At 70.0% G+C, this 17,445-nt stretch carries 16 protein-coding genes; 8 read left to right on the top strand and 8 right to left on the bottom strand.

What is annotated here, in order from left to right; genetic code table 11:
- Window positions 1-368: 368 nt before the first annotated feature.
- Window positions 369-1,019 carry a DNA-3-methyladenine glycosylase gene (locus IF78_RS0105200; protein ID WP_031477220.1) on the bottom strand — a complete coding sequence of 217 codons (651 nt, stop codon included), beginning with the start codon at window positions 1,017-1,019 and terminating at the stop codon, window positions 369-371.
- 140 nt (window positions 1,020-1,159) lie between these two features.
- Here IF78_RS0105200 and IF78_RS0105195 point away from each other — a divergent pair, with 140 nt between their 5' ends.
- The 3 genes from IF78_RS0105195 to IF78_RS0105185 all read left to right on the top strand — a co-directional run bounded on the left by IF78_RS0105195 (window position 1,160) and on the right by IF78_RS0105185 (window position 3,178).
- Window positions 1,160-1,942, top strand: a complete 783-nt coding sequence (locus tag IF78_RS0105195; protein WP_031477221.1) for a sporulation protein — start codon at window positions 1,160-1,162, stop codon at window positions 1,940-1,942.
- A 43-nt stretch (window positions 1,943-1,985) separates the two neighbouring features.
- The gene (locus tag IF78_RS0105190; RefSeq protein ID WP_031477222.1) at window positions 1,986-2,525 is read left to right on the top strand and encodes a YbhB/YbcL family Raf kinase inhibitor-like protein; all 540 of its coding nucleotides are present in this window, start codon (window positions 1,986-1,988) and stop codon (window positions 2,523-2,525) included.
- Window positions 2,526-2,671: 146 nt separating this feature from the next.
- Window positions 2,672-3,178 carry an HNH endonuclease gene (locus IF78_RS0105185; protein ID WP_031477223.1) on the top strand — a complete coding sequence of 169 codons (507 nt, stop codon included), beginning with the start codon at window positions 2,672-2,674 and terminating at the stop codon, window positions 3,176-3,178.
- A gap of 140 nt (window positions 3,179-3,318) precedes the next feature.
- Here IF78_RS0105185 and IF78_RS0105180 read toward each other — a convergent pair whose 3' ends face one another.
- The 3 genes from IF78_RS0105180 to IF78_RS0105170 all read right to left on the bottom strand — a co-directional run bounded on the left by IF78_RS0105180 (window position 3,319) and on the right by IF78_RS0105170 (window position 5,737).
- The gene (locus IF78_RS0105180; RefSeq protein ID WP_031477224.1) at window positions 3,319-4,269 is read right to left on the bottom strand and encodes an SPFH domain-containing protein; all 951 of its coding nucleotides are present in this window, start codon (window positions 4,267-4,269) and stop codon (window positions 3,319-3,321) included.
- 133 nt (window positions 4,270-4,402) lie between these two features.
- Complete coding sequence (locus tag IF78_RS0105175) at window positions 4,403-4,834, bottom strand: NfeD family protein (protein WP_031477225.1); 432 nt, start codon at window positions 4,832-4,834, stop codon at window positions 4,403-4,405.
- A 105-nt stretch (window positions 4,835-4,939) separates the two neighbouring features.
- Window positions 4,940-5,737 carry an ABC transporter ATP-binding protein gene (locus IF78_RS0105170; protein WP_031477226.1) on the bottom strand — a complete coding sequence of 266 codons (798 nt, stop codon included), beginning with the start codon at window positions 5,735-5,737 and terminating at the stop codon, window positions 4,940-4,942.
- A gap of 154 nt (window positions 5,738-5,891) precedes the next feature.
- On the opposite strand from IF78_RS0105170, the gene IF78_RS0105165 reads away from it, so the two are divergent.
- Window positions 5,892-6,680, top strand: a complete 789-nt coding sequence (locus IF78_RS0105165) for a hypothetical protein (protein WP_078662308.1) — start codon at window positions 5,892-5,894, stop codon at window positions 6,678-6,680.
- 180 nt (window positions 6,681-6,860) lie between these two features.
- Here the strand turns inward: IF78_RS0105165 and IF78_RS0105160 are convergent, their stop codons facing one another.
- The 3 genes from IF78_RS0105160 to IF78_RS0105150 form a co-directional block, all read right to left on the bottom strand.
- Window positions 6,861-7,106 (bottom strand): chaplin, encoded by a 246-nt coding sequence (locus IF78_RS0105160; RefSeq protein ID WP_031477228.1) that lies wholly within the window; start codon window positions 7,104-7,106, stop codon window positions 6,861-6,863.
- Between the two features lie 168 nt (window positions 7,107-7,274).
- Window positions 7,275-7,916, bottom strand: a complete 642-nt coding sequence (locus IF78_RS0105155; RefSeq protein WP_031477229.1) for a response regulator — start codon at window positions 7,914-7,916, stop codon at window positions 7,275-7,277.
- The gene (locus IF78_RS0105150; RefSeq protein WP_031477230.1) at window positions 7,909-9,054 is read right to left on the bottom strand and encodes a GAF domain-containing sensor histidine kinase; all 1,146 of its coding nucleotides are present in this window, start codon (window positions 9,052-9,054) and stop codon (window positions 7,909-7,911) included. Before IF78_RS0105150 ends, IF78_RS0105155 begins: the two co-directional genes overlap by 8 nt.
- 270 nt (window positions 9,055-9,324) lie before the next feature.
- On the opposite strand from IF78_RS0105150, the gene IF78_RS0105145 reads away from it, so the two are divergent.
- From IF78_RS0105145 to IF78_RS0105135, 3 genes are all read left to right on the top strand, one after another.
- Entirely contained in the window at window positions 9,325-10,023 is a 699-nt protein-coding gene (locus IF78_RS0105145) for an SDR family NAD(P)-dependent oxidoreductase (protein WP_031477231.1), read from the top strand.
- On the top strand, window positions 10,020-11,147 hold the full coding sequence (locus IF78_RS0105140; protein ID WP_031477232.1) for an S-adenosylmethionine:tRNA ribosyltransferase-isomerase: 1,128 nt from the start codon (window positions 10,020-10,022) through the stop codon (window positions 11,145-11,147). The genes IF78_RS0105145 and IF78_RS0105140 overlap by 4 nt, the downstream gene beginning before the upstream one ends.
- Window positions 11,148-11,453: 306 nt before the next feature.
- The gene (locus IF78_RS0105135; RefSeq protein WP_031477233.1) at window positions 11,454-12,254 is read left to right on the top strand and encodes a transglycosylase SLT domain-containing protein; all 801 of its coding nucleotides are present in this window, start codon (window positions 11,454-11,456) and stop codon (window positions 12,252-12,254) included.
- A 91-nt stretch (window positions 12,255-12,345) separates the two neighbouring features.
- Here IF78_RS0105135 and IF78_RS0105130 read toward each other — a convergent pair whose 3' ends face one another.
- Window positions 12,346-14,946: an ABC transporter ATP-binding protein/permease gene (locus IF78_RS0105130; RefSeq protein WP_031477234.1), complete on the bottom strand. Its 2,601-nt coding sequence runs from the start codon at window positions 14,944-14,946 to the stop codon at window positions 12,346-12,348.
- Between the two features lie 251 nt (window positions 14,947-15,197).
- Here IF78_RS0105130 and IF78_RS0105125 point away from each other — a divergent pair, with 251 nt between their 5' ends.
- Entirely contained in the window at window positions 15,198-17,321 is a 2,124-nt protein-coding gene (locus tag IF78_RS0105125; protein WP_031477235.1) for a streptophobe family protein, read from the top strand.
- Window positions 17,322-17,445: the final 124 nt, after the last annotated feature.

Here is a 17,445-nt window from a genome sequence, read left to right as displayed (position 1 = left end):
GCACGCTGTTGAGTTCTCAAGGAACGGACGCTTCCTTTGTACTCACCCTCTCGGGCTTTCCTCCGGGCGCTTCCCTTCGGTCTTGCGTTTCCGACTCTACCAGATCTTTTCTCGATCCGATTCCCTGTCGGCGGGATGTCGGGAGGCTTTGGGCTTTCGCCCGGCGGCCTTTCGACATTCACTACGTTAACCGATTCCCCCGCCCGATTCATAATCGGGCCCGGTGGATTCGAATTCGGGCATGCGGGCACGCCGAAAATCGACCCCGTTGAGGGTATTCGTAGGTAGTGGGTTGGCCGCTCCGGCTGCTGACTACGCAGTACCCGGTTCAGCGGCTCGGGCTACGTTACGCGCCTCGCCAAGGCGAGTCAACTCGAGCGGCGCCTCGGCACGTGGGCCCGATAGGGGCTCACGGTGGGGTCGTTCGCTACCCAGTAGCGCCAGGGGTGGACGTCGCCGTTGCCGCCGTCGCCTGCCACGCCGGTGCGTGGGCCGTTGCGTACCTGGTCGGAGGGGATCGGGGTGCCGGCGAGGATCCTCAGCGGTGTCTCGCCGACGGCGCACGCGTCCGTGCCGTCCAGGGCCCGGTCCACGTCCAGAGCGGTGGCCAGACGGGCCGGGCCTTTGGCCAGTTCCTTGTCGTTGCGGGCCGAGAGTCGACGTTTGCGGGCGAGCTCGGCGCCCTCGACGATCTCGCCGGCCCGGAGAAGGACCGCGCTCGCCTGGCCATCGGGGCCGCACACCAGGTTCATGCAGTGCCACATGCCGTAGGTGAAGTAGACGTAGACGTGTCCGGGGGGACCGAACATCACGTCATTGCGGGGTGTTCGGCCGCGATAGGCATGGGAGCCGGGGTCGTTCGGGCCGTCATAGGCCTCGACCTCCGTGAGGCGGAGGGTGATCGGACCGTCCGGTGTCGTGCGTACGAGGAGACGGCCCAGGAGGTCGGGGGCGACTTCCAGGACGGGCCGGTCGAAGAAGTCCCGGGGAAGGGGCGTACGGTCGGGGGTCGCGATCATGCCGTCCGAGGGTAGTGCAGACGGGTGGTCGCAACGGGGTGGTCAGGGGGCGTGCACCTTGCCAGGGTGAGGACGCGGAACCGGCCACGGCCGGATCGCGTTTGTAGGGATCAAGGATCCACTCTGAGAAGAGGAGAGTCATGGCGTTCAAGAAGCTGCTCGCGAGCCTGGGGGCCGGCGGTGCTTCGGTCGAGACGGTGCTGACGGAGGTCAACGTCGTCCCGGGCGGTGTCGTCCAGGGTGAGGTGCGGATTCAGGGCGGGTCCGTCAACCAGGACATCGAGGGCCTGGCCGTCGGGCTGCAGGCGCGCGTCGAGGTCGAGGGCCAGGACTCGGAGTACAAGCAGGACATCGAGTTCACGAAGCTGCCGCTCGGTGGCGCCTTCGAGCTGCAGGCCCAGGCCGTGCACGCGGTGCCTTTCGGGCTGGAGATCCCGTGGGAGACTCCGGTCACGACGATCGACGGGCAGCCGCTGCGCGGCATGAACATCGGTGTGACGACGGAGCTGTCGATCGCGCGGGCCGTGGACTCCACCGACCTGGACCCGATCAACGTGCACCCGCTGCCCGCGCAGAAGGCGATCCTCGACGCCTTCATCCAGCTGGGCTTCCGCTTCAAGAACGCGGACATGGAGCGCGGCCACATCCGCGGTACGCGGCAGAAGCTGCCGTTCTACCAGGAGATCGAGTTCTTCCCGCCGCAGCAGTACCGTGGCATCAACCAGGTCGAGTTGAGCTTCGTCGCGGACGAGAACGCCATGGACGTCGTTCTCGAAATGGACAAGAAGCCGGGGCTGTTCAGCGCCGGCAGCGACACCTTCCGGTCGTTCCAGGTGGGTCTCAACGACTTCCACGGGACCGACTGGGCGGCGTATCTCAACCATTGGCTGTCCGAGGTCGGCAGCAAGCGCAACTGGTCCTAGGCTCGGAACTGCTGATTCCACTGGTTCGTCAGGAGGTATCGAAGTGACCGAGCTGAAGAGGCGGCCGCTGCCCCACGACTTCCATCCGCCCGTGCCGTCCTTCACGGTCGCGAGCGAGGACGTCGAGCACGGCGGGACCCTCAGGGACGCTCAGGTCTACGCGGCCGGTAACACCTCGCCGCAGCTGCGCTGGGAGGGGTTCCCGGCCGAGACCAAGAGCTTCGCCGTGACTTGCTACGACCCCGACGCCCCTACGGGCAGCGGGTTCTGGCACTGGGTCGTCTTCGACATCCCGGCCTCGGTGACCGAGCTGCCGGCGGGTGCGGGCAGCGGCAAGTTCGAGGGGCTGCCGGAGGGTGCCGTACAGGCGCGGAACGACTACGGGTCCAAGGACTTCGGTGGTGCCGCGCCGCCGCCCGGGGACGGGCCGCATCGGTATGTGTTCACGGTGTACGCCGTGGGCCAGGAGAAGCTCGGTCCGGACTCGGACGCCAGTCCGGCCGTCGTCGGCTTCAATCTGCGGTTCCACACGATCGCGCGCGCCCATGTGATCGGTGAGTACGAGGCGCCTGCCGAAGCCTGACGTTCATGGAACGTTTGCCCGCCCCTGGTCTTGGAAGTGATCAGGGGCGGGCATTTTTTATTTCGTTGTCCATCTCGGTGTGCCCGGCCAGAGTTGATCCCAGCCCGCCAGGGGGTGGGCAGGTGCACACGGGAGGTGGGCTGGTCATGCGGGACACGCTGGTGCTGAATGCGAGCTTCGAGCCGCTGTCGACGGTGACGTTGAACCGAGCCGTCGTTCTGGTGCTTCAGGACAAGGCCGTCGTCGAGCAGGCCCACCCCGAACTGCGCATGCGTGGAGCCGCGGTCGACATACCCGCGCCTCGGGTGATCCGGCTGTGCAGGTACGTACGGGTGCCGTTCCGAAGACAAGCGCCGTGGTCGAGGCGGGGTGTTCTGGTGCGGGACCGGCACAGGTGCGCGTACTGCGGGCGCAGGGCTACGACTGTGGACCATGTGGTGCCTCGGTCGCGGGGTGGGCAGGACACGTGGCTGAATACGGTGGCCTCTTGCGCGGAGGACAATCATCGGAAGGCCGACCGGACGCCTGCGGAGGCGGGGATGCCGTTGCTTCGGGAGCCGTTTGAGCCGACTCCTGCTGATGCGATGTTGCTGGCGCTGGGGGCCGACGAGTTTGAGGCGCTGCCAGACTGGTTGGCTCGGGACGCCGCGTAACTTATCGCCGTAGGACTTTGGTTGTTCGTTGGCCGCGGGTGGTTCGTGGCTGGTCGCGCAGTTCCCCGCGCCCCTTAGGGGCGCGTCAGGGCCCGCCCTCATCTGGAAGGCGGGCCCTTTGTCGTACGAGAGACTCGCCGTCAGTCGATCGACGGCTTCTCTCGGCGTTCCGTGCCGGTGTTGCCGGAGGAGCCGTTGCCGCCCGAACCGCCGCCCAGGCCGCCCAAGTTGCCCATCGCGCCCGAAAGGCCCTTGAGGGCGTCGCCGATTTCGCTGGGGACGATCCAGAGCTTGTTGGCGTCGCCTTCGGCGATCTTCGGGAGCATCTGGAGGTACTGGTAGGAGAGGAGCTTCTGGTCGGGGTCGCCGGCGTGGATCGCTTCGAAGACCGTGCGGACTGCCTGGGCTTCGCCTTCCGCGCGCAGGGCGGCTGCCTTGGCTTCACCCTCGGCGCGCAGGATCTGGGACTGCTTCTCACCTTCGGCGGTGAGGATCGCGGCCTGGCGCGTACCTTCGGCGGTGAGGATCGCGGCGCGCTTGTCGCGGTCGGCGCGCATCTGCTTCTCCATCGAGTCCTGGATGGAGGTGGGGGGTTCGATCGCCTTCAGCTCGACGCGGTTGACTCGGATGCCCCACTTGCCCGTTGCCTCGTCGAGGACGCCGCGCAGGGCCGCGTTGATCTCCTCGCGGGAGGTCAGGGTGCGCTCGAGGTCCATGCCGCCGATGATGTTGCGGAGGGTGGTGACCGTCAGTTGCTCGATCGCCTGGATGTAGCTGGCGACTTCGTAGGTGGCGGCGCGGGCGTCGGTGACCTGGTAGTAGATGACCGTGTCGATGTTCACGACCAGGTTGTCCTGGGTGATCACCGGCTGCGGCGGGAACGGTACGACCTGTTCGCGCAGGTCGATGCGGTTGCGGATGGTGTCGATGAACGGGACCACGATGTTGAGGCCCGCGTTGAGTGTCCGCGTGTAGCGGCCGAAGCGTTCGACGATGGCCGCGCTCGCCTGTGGGATGACCTGGATCGTCTTGATCAGGGCGATGAAGACCAACACCACCAGAATGATCAGGACGATGATGACCGGTTCCATCGTCGTTTCCCCGTACCCCTTCTCCGCTGCGGCAACTTCGGCAGATCTTATGCTTGTTGAAGATCTTGCTGATCGAGTCTGACAGACCGTCGCGTACCTCGTGGCGCGTTCGCGCCAGTTACGTCGTGCGAGGTCACATGACGATCGCCGTGGCTCCCTCGATGTCCACGACGTCCACTTCCTGGCCTACTTCGTAGGCGCGGTCGGTGTCGAGGGAGCGTGCCGACCAGATCTCACCGGCGAGCTTGATCCGGCCGCCGGAGGCGTCGACGCGCTCCAGTACGACGGCCTGTTTTCCCTTCAACGCCTCGATGCCGGTGGCGAGTTGGGGTCGCTGTGCGCGATGCCGGTTCGCGATGGGCCGTACGACGGCGATGAGTGCGGTCGAGATGACGACGAAGGCCACGACCTGGATGACGGCGTCGCCGCCGAAGATGCCGGCGACCACCGCGGCCGCGACGGCGCCCACCGCCAGCATGCCGAGTTCGGGCATCGCGGTGATCACGAGCCCGATGCCGAGCGCTGCCGCGCCGATCAACCACCAAACCCACGCGTCGATTTCCACATGGTCATGGTATGACCGCGGGCCCTGTCACGGACAGGGCGCCGATCAGTTTGAAGGGCCTTCTTACCGGGGCTTCGCCGAGGTTTCGCGGGGTGAAGGGCGGGGTCAGGACAGAGGGAGGCCCTGTGCGGTCCAGCGGTCGCCGACCTGTTCGACGACGAGCGGGAGGCCGAAGCAGAGGGAGAGGTTGCGGGAGGTGAGTTCGAGCTCCAGCGGGCCGGCGGCGAGGACCTTGCCCTGACGGATCATCAGGACGTGGGTGAAGCCGGGGGCGATCTCCTCGACATGGTGGGTGACCATGAGCATGGACGGGGCGATCGGGTCGCGGGCGAGCCGGCCGAGGCGGCGTACGAGGTCCTCGCGGCCACCGAGGTCGAGGCCGGCGGCGGGCTCGTCGAGGAGGAGCAGCTCGGGGTCGGTCATCAGGGCGCGGGCGATGAGGGTGCGCTTGCGCTCGCCCTCGGAGAGGGTGCCGAACCTGCGGTCGACGTAGTCGCTCATGCCGAGGCGGTCGAGGAAGGCGCGGGCGCGCTGCTCGTCGATCTCGTCGTACTCTTCCTGCCAGCCCGCGGTCATGCCGTACGCGGCGGTCAGGACGGTCTGGAAGACGGTCTGGCGCTTGGGGAGCTTGTCGATCATGGCGACGCCGGCCATGCCGATGCGCGGGCGCAGCTCGAAGACGTCGGTGCCGGGCCGGCCGAGGGTCTCGCCGAGGATGGTGGCGGTGCCCGTGGTCGGGAACAGGTAGCTGGAGGCGAGGTTCAGGAGCGTGGTCTTGCCGGCGCCGTTGGGGCCGAGGATGACCCAGCGCTCGCCCTCCTTGACCGACCAGGAGACCTGGTCCACCAGAGCCCGGCCCTCACGGACCACGGATACGTCCTGAAGCTCCAGAACATCGCTCATGAGCGCGTTGTCTCCCCTTGCAGTGTGACCGGTGTCGGCGTCTCGGCGGCTAGGCGTCTCGGTGGTCGCGTGCGCCGGTGGGCGCAGCCCTCAACGAAATCTACGCCACCGGTCCACCGCTTCATTCCATCGGTCCGGTCCTTAGGGTGGGGGCATGCTCTCGGAACCACGTTCAGGACGTCTTACGGCTTGGGGAAATGCCCTTTTGGCCGGACTTGTCTCGCCGGATGACGCTGTGCTGGAGATCGTCGGGGACGATGCCGTGCACCGGGTGGAGGGCCTGCCGGGTGAGTCGGCACCGGTCGGGCTCACGCTGGCGCTGGGGCGGCTGCGGGCGCTCGGGGTGAGTGGGCTGCGGGTCGCGCTGCCCGCGCCGGGGCATCCGCTGGGGTTGAGTGGGCCGCCGGAGTTCAACGCGCGGGCGATGGAGGCCGAGGAGGCCGTGGTCTGTCACGGGGCCGCGTTCGGGCTGGTGCCTGAGGTGTACGAGGCGGGGCCCGACGGTGATGTGCATGTCGAGGTCGTCTGGCACTGCCTGGCCGTACGGGAGGCGCCGCCTGCCGATGTGCCGTCGCTGGGTGAGGCCGAGCGGGAGCTGGCGGAGGCGCTGCGGGAGGCCACCGAGGTGTTGTCGCGGCTTGATGTCGCCGGGTCGGGGCCGGTGGCCGAGGCGGCGATCGACGCGTATCGGGCGCGGGCCGAGCGGGGGCGGGAGGTGTTGGCACCGGGGTATCCGCCGCGGGCGGTGCGGGTGCTGGAGCTGGCGCAGCGGGTGGGGTTGCTGGTTTCGCTGGCGTATGAGAACGGCCACGGGGGTGCGGTGAGCTCCGCTGAGATGGGGGCTCGGGCGGAGGCGTTGCGGCCGGTGGAGCGGGTGGCTCGGCGGGCGCAGGTGGCTGCGTACAACGCGTATGTGGAGGAGCGGGAGCGGGGCGTGCGCTGAGCGGTGGTTGTGCTGGTGCCCGATGTGGGGGCTGGGCGGTGTGGGGCGCGCGGCCCGGCGCGCGGGGTGCCTCCAGTGAGACTGACGGGCTGCACCGGCCGGAGCTGAGATCGCCGGCAGACAGACCGGCCTCCCGGGAATGCCCGGGAGGCCGGAGGTCACTGCTTGCTTCGGGGGTCGTCAGTGGTTGACGGCCTGGTTGCCGAAGGCAGGGTTCAGGATGCCGACGACGTTCACGCTGTTGCCCGAGACATTGACGGGGACGTTGACCGGGGCCTGGACGACGTTGCCGGAGCCGATGCCCGGGGAGCCCACGGCGTCGCCGTCGGCGTGCGCGCCGCCGGTGGCGGAGGCCACTCCGGCACCGGCGGCCAGCAGGCCACCCGCCACCATCGTCACAGCCGCTGCCTTCTTCAGGTTCTTCACTTCTAAGCCCTCCTTGCGGTTGCCGCGGCAGTCGCCGCAGCACGCACTGGAGAACGGCGGAGATCCGCGAAGGATGCGCCATCTGGGGGACATTCCCACGACGGTATGAATCTCAGTCCGGAGCGGAGTCCTCCGTATTGCCGTCCGTGAGGTCCTGCGCAGAGCGTTTCAGCCGGTCACGCCATGGCGTACGGCCCACAGCGCGGCCTGGGTGCGGTCCGCGAGATCGAGCTTCATCAGGATGTTCGAGACGTGGGTCTTGACGGTCTTCTCCGAGAGGACCAGGGCTCTGGCTATCTCGCGGTTGGAGCGGCCGTCGGCGATGAGGCCGAGCACCTCGCGCTCCCGCTCCGTCAGCGAACCCGCTCTCCCCTGCCCGGAGTTGGCCTCCTCCTGGGACAGGAGGGCGCCCGCGACCTCGGGTTGGAGCAGGATGTGGCCGGCGTGGACCGAGCGGATCGCTCCGGCGAGTGCGTCCGGGTCGACGTCCTTGTAGACGTACCCGGCGGCGCCCGCGCGCAGGGCCGGGATCACCGTGCGCTGTTCGGTGAAGCTGGTGACGATCAGCACGCGCGCGGGGTTGTCCAGTTCGCGGAGCCTGCGCAGGGCCTCGACGCCGTCCATGCCGGGCATCTTGACGTCCATCAGCACGACGTCCGGCTTCAGTTCCTCGGCGCGGGCCACTCCTTCGGCGCCGTCGGCGGCCTCGCCCACGACCTCGATGTCGTCCTGCACTTCGAGGAAGGTGCGCAGGCCCCGGCGGACCACCTGGTGGTCGTCGACGAGCAGCACCTTGATCGCGTCAGCCACCGGGTACCTCCATCTCGATCGTGGTGCCCTTGCCGGGCGCCGATTCCACGGTCAGCGTGCCGCCGACCCCGCTCGCCCGGTCCCGCATGGAGACCAGGCCGAGGTGGCGTCCGGCGCGGCGTATCGCCTTCGGGTCGAACCCGCTGCCGTTGTCCGTGACCCGCAGGACGGCTCCGCTGCCGCGCCGGTCCAGCGTCACGTCGACGTGCTCGGCCCCGGAGTGCCGCAGGGCGTTGTGCAGGGCCTCCTGGGCCACCCGCAGCACGGCCTCCTCCTGGGCGGCGGGCAGGGCCTTCACACCGCGGCCGGCGAAGGTCACGCGCGCGGTATGGGCGCGGTCGAGGACCTGGATCTGGGTGCGCAGGGTGGCCACGAGGCCGTCCTCGTCCAGCGCCGCCGGGCGCAACTCGACGACCGCGGCGCGCAGTTCGTCGGCTGCCTCGGCGGCGAGCGCGGCCACCTGGTGCAGCTCGCCCTTGGCGCGGGAGGGGTCGCGGTCGATCAGGGCGGCTGCCGCCTGGGCCGTCAGGCGCAGGGAGAACAGCTTCTGGCTGACCGCGTCGTGCAGTTCGTGGGCCAGGCGCGAGCGTTCCTCGGCGATCGTCAGTTCGCGGCTGCGCTCGTAGAGGCGGGCGTTGGTCAGGGCTATCGCGGCGTGCTGGGCGAGGATACCCAGCAGTTCCTCGTCCTCTTCGGTGAAGCCGCAACTGCCTTCCGGCTTTGGACAGTTCTTGTTCGCGAGGAAGAGCGCGCCGATGACTTCGTCGCCGTCGCGGATGGGCAGGCCCAGGAAGTCGGACATGTCGGGGTGCGCGGACGGCCAGCCCTCGAAGCGGGGGTCCTTGCGCACGTCCGCCAAGCGCTCGACCTTGGCCTCCTTGAGCATCGCGGCGAGGATGCCGTGCTGGCGGGGCAGCGGGCCGATGGCCTTCCACTCCTGGTCGCTGACCCCGTCGACCACGAACTGGGCGAAGCCGCCGTGGTCGTCCGGGACGCCGAGGGCGGCGTACTGCGCGTCGAGCAGTTCGCGGGCCGAGGCGACGATCGTCTTGAGGACGTCGCGCACCTCTAGATGCCTGCTCATGGCCAGCAACGCGGAGCTCACCGCGGACAGGCCGGACCTGGGGCCTTGACTCATGCCCTCACGGTACCGGCGGGGTGTGACAGGCGGATCGGACCTGTGGTGGCGGCCGGCTGCGGCGCGGGACCTAGGGCTGCGGTCGCAGGCTCCGCGGCGTACGGCCGCCGTCCCAGACCCGGCGGCGTAGGGCGAAAGGCCCCCGGTGCTCGGCGTAGGACGAAGGGCCCCGGGGCTTTGCGGCCCGCGTCCGAGGCGGTGCGGGCGTTCCGGTTCCTACGTTGAGGGCACCGCCGACCGGTGGCGGACTGGGACGAGGGGACGGTTGTCATGCCCGTAGCGATCATCACGGGGGCCTCGAAGGGACTGGGCCGGGCGCTCGCCGAGGCGCTGGCGGGGCGCGGCTGGGATCTGGTGCTCGACGCCAGGACGGCGGAGGTCCTGCAGGAGACGGCGGCCGGGCTGCGGGCGTACGGCACGCGCGTGACGGCCGTGCCTGGGGACGTCACGGACGCCGGGCACCGCGCCGGGCTGGTGGCCGCCGCCTGGCAGCTGGGCGGCGTCGATCTGCTGGTGAGCAACGCCAGCGCGCTCGGCGCCGAGCCGCTTGTACGGCTCGACGAGCTGCCCTTGGAGGGGCTGCGCAGGGCGCTGGAGGTGAACGTGGTCGCCGCGCTGGCCCTTGTCCAGGAGGCGTTGCCGCTGCTTCGGGCGTCCGGGGCGGGCACGGTGATCACGGTCAGCTCGGACGCGGCCGCCGAGGCGTACGAGACGTGGGGTGGGTACGGGGCGTCGAAGGCCGCGCTGGACCATCTCGCTGCGGTGCTGGGCGCGGAGGAGCCCGGGCTGCGGGTGTGGGCGGTCGATCCCGGGGACATGGCCACGGACCTGTACGCGGCGGCCGTACCGGACGACGACGATCCGCGGCCGGCGCCGGGCAGTGTGGTGCCCGCTTTCCTGCGGCTGCTGGACGAGCGTCCGGCGAGCGGGCGCTATGGGGCGCCGTCTCTGCTGGAGGGGCGGCGATGACGCTGGCGGTGAGGGTGCCGGAGGAGTTGTCGGCCCGGGTGCCGGCCGAGCAGCGTGGGCCGGGGCTGGACCGGGATGCCGTACGGCTGCTGGTGTCGCGCGGCGTCGAGGTGTCGCACCACGCGTTCGGTGAGCTGCCGCGGCTGCTGCGGGCCGGGGACCTGCTGGTCGTCAACACGTCGCGGACGCTGGCCGCCGCCGTGGACGGGCGGATCGGGCACGCGCGCGTGGTGGTGCACTTCTCGACGTGCGGGGACGACGGGCGGTGGGCGGTCGAGCTGCGGGATCCCGACCGGAAGGGCACCACACGCGCGCGTGCGGGCGGGCCCGCGGGGACTGAGGTGCGGCTGCCCGGTGGGCTGCGGCTGGTGCTGGAGGAGCCGCTGAGCGCGGGGAGCGGGCGGCTGTGGTGGGCGCGGGTCGTCGGCAGCCATAGGAGGGAGCAGGAGGGCCCTGAGGGGGCGGAAGGCAGCGGCGCGGGGGTTCTCGGGCTGATGCGTGCGCACGGGCGGCCGATTCGCTACTCCTATACGGAGCGGGACCAGCCCTTGTCCGTCTACCAGACGGTGTTCGCGCTGCCGTCGGCCGACGGGGCGGGCAGCGCGGAGATGCCGAGCGCGGCGCGGCCCTTCACGGTGCGGATGGTGACGGATCTGGTGAGCCGGGGCGTGCAGTTCGCGCCGATCACACTGCATACCGGGGTGGCCTCGCCGGAGGCGCATGAGCCGCCGTATCCGGAGCGGTTCGCGGTGCCGGAGGCGTCGGCTCGGTTGATCAACGCGGTGAAGGCAGGGAACGGGAGGGTCGTCGCGGTCGGCACCACGGCGGTGCGGGCCGTGGAGTCGGCGGCGGACGCCGACGGGGCCGTACGCGCGCGTGAGGGGTGGACGGACCTCGTCATCACCCCCGAGCGCGGGGTGCGGGTGGTGGACGGGCTGCTGACCGGGCTGCACGAGCCGGAGGCCTCGCATCTGCTGATGCTGGAGGCGGTCGCGGGGCGGGCCGCTGTCGACCGTGGCTACGAGGCGGCGCTGCGGGGGCTCTACCTCTGGCACGAGTTCGGCGACGTGCACCTCGTCCTCCCGGCGGAGAACCCTCACTCAGAGCATTGCGCCAGCAACTGATGGTGAGACCGTTACCTGGCCGATGTGAGGCCGCGCATAGGGCGCACGTCACGTACGAAAGTCCGTAGTAGGTAGATGCGTCCTATTTGAGCGGGACAGACGGTCCCGTCTGTCCCGATTTGCCCTTCCCGGCTCCACTATCGAGCATCGTACGTCACACCTTTGCCACGCAATTTTGCGGCCGCTAAGAATTGCTCTCGTCGCTCAGCGCCGCGGGTTCCGCCCGCGGCGTTTGTGCCGGAAGCACCCGTGTCCCCCGACGGACAGCGAGCGACCTCCTGCGCTATTCGAAGAGGTCAATCTGCCATGCTCAAGAACACCAAGAACCGCGGTCCCATACGTGCGCTGACCCAGCGGCACAAGATCGCGATCGCCGGTGTCGCCACCCTCGGCGCCGCCGCCCTCGCCTTCTCCGCCGTCCCCGGCAACGCCCAGGCGACCACGGCCGAGGCCCCCACGGGCCAGGTGGCGTACAGCAGTGAGCAGATCAAGGACGTCAAGGGCAGCGTCACCGACCAGCTCGCGTCCGCCGGTGTGAAGGCCGAGGAGATGTCGGCCAAGCACAAGGCCGCCGTCGCTGCCGCCAAGCACCGGGCCGCCGTGGCCGCCGCCAAGCACCGGGCCGCCGAGGCTGCCGCCAAGCACCGGGCCCACGAGGCTGCCACCAAGAAGAAGGCGGCCGAGGCTGCCGCCAAGAAGAAGGCCGAGGCCGCGCGCGAGGCCAAGGAGGCCGCCAGCCGGTCCGCCAAGCGCGTCCAGGTCAAGCCGGTCGCCGCCAAGGCCTACGCCAACAACCTCGACGGCTGGATCCGTGAGGCCCTGGACATCATGAAGAAGCACAACATCCCGGGCACCTACGACGGCCTGTACCGCAACACCATGCGGGAGTCCTCGGGCAACCCGAACGCCATCAACAACTGGGACATCAACGCCCAGAACGGCGTCCCGTCGATCGGTCTGCTGCAGGTCATCAAGCCGACCTTCGACGCCTACCACGTCCCGGGCACGGCCTGGAGCCAGTACGACCCGGTCGCCAACCTCACCGCCGCCGCCAACTACGCGGCCGACCGGTACGGCTCGATCGACAACGTCAACAGCGCGTACTGAGTGAGGTAGGCCCAGGCAGCCTGCCATCGCATACGCCGAAGGGCGGCACCCTCCTGACGGGGTGCCGCCCTTCGGACGTCGTACGGACTGACTACTTGCGCATGACCTCGGGCTCGTGCCGGCGCAGGAAGCGCGCGACGAAGAAGCCGCAGATCACACCGAGGGCGATCAGGGCGAGCATGTCCATGGTCCAGGCGCCGACGCTGTGCTCCCAGAGCGGGTCGTTGCTCTCGCCCTTGGCGGGCGGGCTGATCCTGTTGAAGTCCAGCGTGGCGCCCGCGGCGCCCACCGCCCAGCGCGACGGCATCAGATACGAGAACTGGTTGACGCCGATCGAGCCGTGCAGGGCGAACAAGCAGCCGGTGAAGACGACCTGGATGATCGCGAACATGACCAGCAGCGGCATCGTCTTCTCGGCCGTCTTCACCAGCGCCGAGATGATCAGGCCGAACATCATCGAGGAGAAGCCCAGCGCCATGATCGGCAGCGACAGCTCCAGGAGCGTCAGGTTGCCGAGGACCAGGCCCTCGTCGGGGATCACGCGGCTGGAGAAGCCGATGACACCGACCATCAGGCCCTGCAGCACGGTGATGAACCCGAGCACGAACACCTTGGACATCAGGTACGCGGACCGGGACAGGCCGGTCGCGCGCTCCCGCTCGTAGATGACCCGTTCCTTGATCAGCTCACGCACGGAGTTGGCGGCGCCGGCGAAGCACGCCCCCACCGCGAGGATCAGCAGGACGGTCGTGGCCGTGCCGTTCGGTACGGGCAGGCCGGTCTTCGGGTTCACCTCCGTGTTCACCAGCAGGTCCTTGTCCGCGTCGATGAGCAGGCTCACCGCGCCGAGGACGGCGGGCAGGATCACCATCAGGGCCAGGAAGCCCTTGTCGGAGGCGATCACCGAGACGTAGCGGCGCACCAGCGTCAGGAACTGCGACATCCAGCCCTGCGGCTTCGGCGGCTTCATCGCCTGCATCGGGGGCATCTGTACGGACTGCGGAGCGATCGCGTCGATGTCCGCGGCGTACATCTGGTAGTGCTGCGAGCCCTTCCAGCGTCCCGCCCAGTCGTAGTCGCGGTAGTTCTCGAAGGCGGAGAAGACGTCGGCCCAGGTGTCGTAGCCGAAGAAGTTCAGCGCCTCCTCGGGCGGACCGAAGTACGCCACGGCACCGCCCGGCGCCATCACCAGGAGCTTGTCGCACAGCGCCAGCTCGGCGACGGAGTGGGTGACGACGAGGACCGTACGGCCGTCGTCGGCGAGGCCGCGCAGCAGCTGCATGACGTCCCGGTCCATGCCCGGGTCGAGGCCTGAGGTGGGCTCGTCGAGGAAGATCAGCGACGGCTTGGTCAGCAGCTCGAGGGCCACCGAGACGCGCTTGCGCTGGCCGCCGGAGAGGGAGGTGACCTTCTTCTCCTTGTGGATGTCCAGCTTCAGCTCGCGCAGCACCTCGTCGATGCGGGCCTCGCGCTCCTTGGCCGTGGTGTCGGCCGGGAAGCGGAGCTTGGCCGCGTACTTGAGGGCCTTCTTGACGGTCAGCTCCTTGTGCAGGATGTCGTCCTGCGGGACCAGACCGATGCGCTGGCGCAGCTCGGCGAACTGCTTGTAGAGGTTCCGGTTGTCGTAGAGGACGTCGCCCTGGTTGGCGGGGCGGTAGCCGGTGAGCGCCTTGAGCAGGGTCGACTTGCCGGAGCCGGACGGGCCGATGACCGCGATCAGCGACTTCTCCGGGACGCCGAACGAGACGTCCTTGAGGATCTGCTTGCCGCCGTCGACCGTGACGGTCAGATGGCGGGCGGAGAAGGAGACCTCACCGGTGTCGACGAACTCCTCGAGGCGGTCGCCGACGATACGGAACGTGGAGTGGCCGACGCCCACGATGTCGGTGGGGCCGAGCATCGCCGAGCCGCCCTTGGCGATCGGCTGGCCGTTGACGTACGTGCCGTTGTGGGAGCCGAGGTCGCGGATCTCCATACGGCCGTCGGGCGTCGAGTGGAACTCGGCGTGGTGCCGGGAGACCTGCAGGTCGGAGACAACCAGCTCGTTCTCCAGGGCACGGCCGATGCGCATCACGCGGCCGATCGAGAACTGGTGGAACGTGGTGGGGCTGCGGTCGCCGTAGACCGGCGGCGCCCCCGCGCCACCACCGGGGCCGTGCTGCGCCGGGACGTGCGCCGCGGCCTGCTGCGGCTGCTGCCAGCCGGGCTGCGGTGCCTGCTGCGGGACTTGCTGCTGTGGGACCTGCTGCTGCGGGACTTGCTGGGCCGGTGTCTTTTGAACCGGTGTCTGCTGAACCGGTGTCTGCTGAACCGGTGTTTGCTGAGCCCAGCCCGCCTGCGCGCCCTGCGCGGCGTACGGCTGTTGCTGCGGCTGGGCCGGCGGAGAGGCGACGGAGGCCGCGGTGCCGGAGAGGTTCAGGCGCGGTCCGTCGGTCGCGTTGCCCAGGTGAACGGACGAGCCGGGACCGATCTCCAGCTGATGGATTCGCTGACCCTGCACGAACGTGCCGTTGGTGCTGCCGTGATCCTCCAGGACCCAACTGCGGCCGCTCCAGCTGATCGTGGCGTGCCGCCAGGACACCCTGGCGTCGTCGAACACGATGTCGCCCTGCGGATCGCGTCCGAGTGCGTAGGACCTGGACGGGTCGAGCGTCCACGTCCGTCCATTCAATTCCAGTACGAGTTCCGGCACTCCATGCCCCACTGAGTAGTCCCCCGAGTTACCCCCAACACAGGGAGTCTAGGGATGTCGAACATCGTCGGGAACTATTTCAGGCTCCGCCCCCTGACTGAAAGTCGGGCCTTATGAAGACCATGATGAAGACCACGCGCGCGTGCTTCGACTGGTTCCGTTGACGGGGTTGAAACCAGCCCGGAGAGTGGTAATCCACGCGAGGGGGACATGCGCGGCGAGCCGGCCGCGCCGCGGATCGGGGGGTCTGCATGAGCGCGTCCACGAACGTCGAGAATGCGAGGCACGGCACGCGACTGCCGTGGGGGCACCTCCTGTTGTCCGCGATCGCCGCCGTGAGCTGGGCGTTGATCGGGATGGCGGGCACGGCGGCGCTGGGTCTGCATCTGCTGGAGGCGGACAGGGCAAGCTCGTTGGGGCCGATGACCGCGGCGGTGGTGGCCCTTGGGGCGGGTGGTTCCGTCACACCGTCCGGTGACGTGTCCGCTTTCGGTTTGACGGGCGCGGAGGCGGCGACCGCCATCGAGATCACGCCACTCGGTGTGAGCCTGGTCGGCGCGGTGCTGCTGTCGTGGTTCTTCCTACGGTCCTTGCGCGGTGCGGGAGTTGTGATCGCGCCGACCGAACTCCTCGCGCGTGCGGGCGCGGTGGTCGTGCTGTTCGTGGCGACGCTGGGCGGGCTGGCCTGGGCGGGGCACGACGTCATCACGATCGACGGGAGCTCGCTGGGGCTCGACGACCTGCCGGGCGGGGGCGGGGGTGTCGAGATACCCGGGGTGGGTGACATCGGGGACATCGGGGGGGTACTGCCCGACCAGATCGGCGACCTCATCGACGCGGAGGGGTCGGTGGGCTTCACGGTGGACACGGCGCCGACCCTCCTCGGCGGCCTGGGCTGGTCTGCCGGCATCCTGCTGATCGCCCTGCTGGCCTCGCGCCGTACCCCGCTGCCGCGCGGCTGGGACGCCGTGCACCGCGTCGTACGCCCCGCAGTGTCCGCCCTCGTCACGGTGCTGCTCGTCGCGGTCGCGGCCGGGCTCACGGCGGCGGCGTACGCGGCGATCGGCGACGCCAACCCCAGGCGCATCGCGGGCGCGGCCCTGCTCGGCGCTCCGAACGGCGTGTGGCTCGGCATCCCGATCGGCCTGTTCGTCCCGTTCGACGGCAGGGCGACGGGAGCCCTGGTCAGCCTGCTGCCGGACCCGCTGGACGACCTGCTGAACAGCGGATCCGATCAGTCCGTGACGCTGAGCGAGCTGGCGGAACTGGACGGGCGCGTGTGGCTGCTGGGGGTCGCGGCGGCGGTGATGCTGCTGCTGGCGGGGGTTTGGGCCGCGGTGCGGACACCTGTGGGGGTGCGGGGCGGCACCGCGGGCGGAGTCGGCGGGGGCGTACGAGGTCCAGAGGCCCTCGGTTTCGCCGGGCGGTGTGCGCTGCGGCTCGGGATCGCGACGGCGTTGACGCTGCCGTTGCTGGCGTGGCTGACGGAACTGTCCGTGGACGCCTCGCTGTCGGTGCTGGGCTTCGACGCGTTCGGCGCCGGGGTGGAGTTGCGGGGAAACCTCGGCATGGCGCTGGCCCTCGGCGCGGCTTGGGGCGCGGTGGCCGGTGCGGTGGGAGCGCTGCTGGCCTGGGCTACGGGGGCGGCGGGGCAGCGGACGGCGCCGCTGGCTCTGGGGGCGGCGGAGGATGCGGCGGCGGGTTCGAGGCCGGGTGCGGCGGCCGGTGGGAGGCCGGGTGCAGCGGGGGATGCGAGGCCGGGTGCAGCGGGAGTAGGGGGAGCCGCGGGGGCCGGGGCCACGGCGACGGAGGGTACGGGGGCTTTGCCGTACGGCAGCCGGTCGGGGCCGTACACGCCGGGCACGCCCTATCGGCCGCCGAACCCGGCGACGAACCCGTACCTGCGTGTGCCGGAGGAGCTGCGCGAACCGGAGGACGCACGGCCGCCGGGCACGGAACTGCCTTCCGCAGGTGCGTGGTCGTCCGACCAGGCGCGCGGAACCGATGCGAGGTCCGGACGCGACGCGGGCTGGGACGGCCGTGCGGGGCCGGGGCCCGTCGCGGGACCAGGAGGTGACGCGAGCTGGGGCCGCGACGCCGGGCCGGGACACGGCGCGAGGTCGGGGCATGCCGATGCGCGGCGGCCTGGTGATCCACAGCCCAGCGAACCGGCCAGCGACCCGCCACCCCCCGCCACCGGCGACGACGTGTACGGCGCACCCACCGTCGCCCGGCCGATCGAGCCGCCGCCGAGGTCGCCCCGGCCACCCCGGCGGCCTGGGAACCGACCGTCGTCCGGAGCGGACGAAGGACCTCCGCCACCGCCACCGCCGCCTCCTCCCCCGCCCCCGAGGAAGCCGAAGGGGCGCCCGTGATCGGCGCCGGGGAGCCGAAACGACCCTCGTGACCTGCGGACGGGCCGACAAGCCGTGCGGTGATCGGCCTGGGCGCAGCCGCCGCACATCCCGGTGGCGTCCGGCGCGACCCGACAACCCAGGC

Source organism: Streptomyces bicolor (genome assembly GCF_000719285.1).
In the GTDB taxonomy this organism is placed as follows: domain Bacteria; phylum Actinomycetota; class Actinomycetes; order Streptomycetales; family Streptomycetaceae; genus Streptomyces; species Streptomyces bicolor.
This window is presented reverse-complemented; position numbering and strand designations above follow the sequence as displayed.

Excerpts from the sequence above, each read along its gene's own strand:
- IF78_RS0105200 (WP_031477220.1), bottom strand. The coding sequence starts at position 1,019 with ATGATCGCGACCCCCGACCGTACGCCCCTTCCCCGGGACTTCTTCGAC.
- IF78_RS0105195 (WP_031477221.1), top strand. The coding sequence starts at position 1,160 with ATGGCGTTCAAGAAGCTGCTCGCGAGCCTGGGGGCCGGCGGTGCTTCG.
- IF78_RS0105185 (WP_031477223.1), top strand. The coding sequence starts at position 2,672 with ATGCGGGACACGCTGGTGCTGAATGCGAGCTTCGAGCCGCTGTCGACG.
- IF78_RS0105180 (WP_031477224.1), bottom strand. The coding sequence starts at position 4,269 with ATGGAACCGGTCATCATCGTCCTGATCATTCTGGTGGTGTTGGTCTTC.
- IF78_RS0105170 (WP_031477226.1), bottom strand. The coding sequence starts at position 5,737 with ATGAGCGATGTTCTGGAGCTTCAGGACGTATCCGTGGTCCGTGAGGGC.
- IF78_RS0105165 (WP_078662308.1), top strand. The coding sequence starts at position 5,892 with ATGCTCTCGGAACCACGTTCAGGACGTCTTACGGCTTGGGGAAATGCC.
- IF78_RS0105150 (WP_031477230.1), bottom strand. The coding sequence starts at position 9,054 with ATGAGTCAAGGCCCCAGGTCCGGCCTGTCCGCGGTGAGCTCCGCGTTG.
- IF78_RS0105145 (WP_031477231.1), top strand. The coding sequence starts at position 9,325 with ATGCCCGTAGCGATCATCACGGGGGCCTCGAAGGGACTGGGCCGGGCG.
- IF78_RS0105140 (WP_031477232.1), top strand. The coding sequence starts at position 10,020 with ATGACGCTGGCGGTGAGGGTGCCGGAGGAGTTGTCGGCCCGGGTGCCG.
- IF78_RS0105135 (WP_031477233.1), top strand. The coding sequence starts at position 11,454 with ATGCTCAAGAACACCAAGAACCGCGGTCCCATACGTGCGCTGACCCAG.
- IF78_RS0105125 (WP_031477235.1), top strand. The coding sequence starts at position 15,198 with ATGAGCGCGTCCACGAACGTCGAGAATGCGAGGCACGGCACGCGACTG.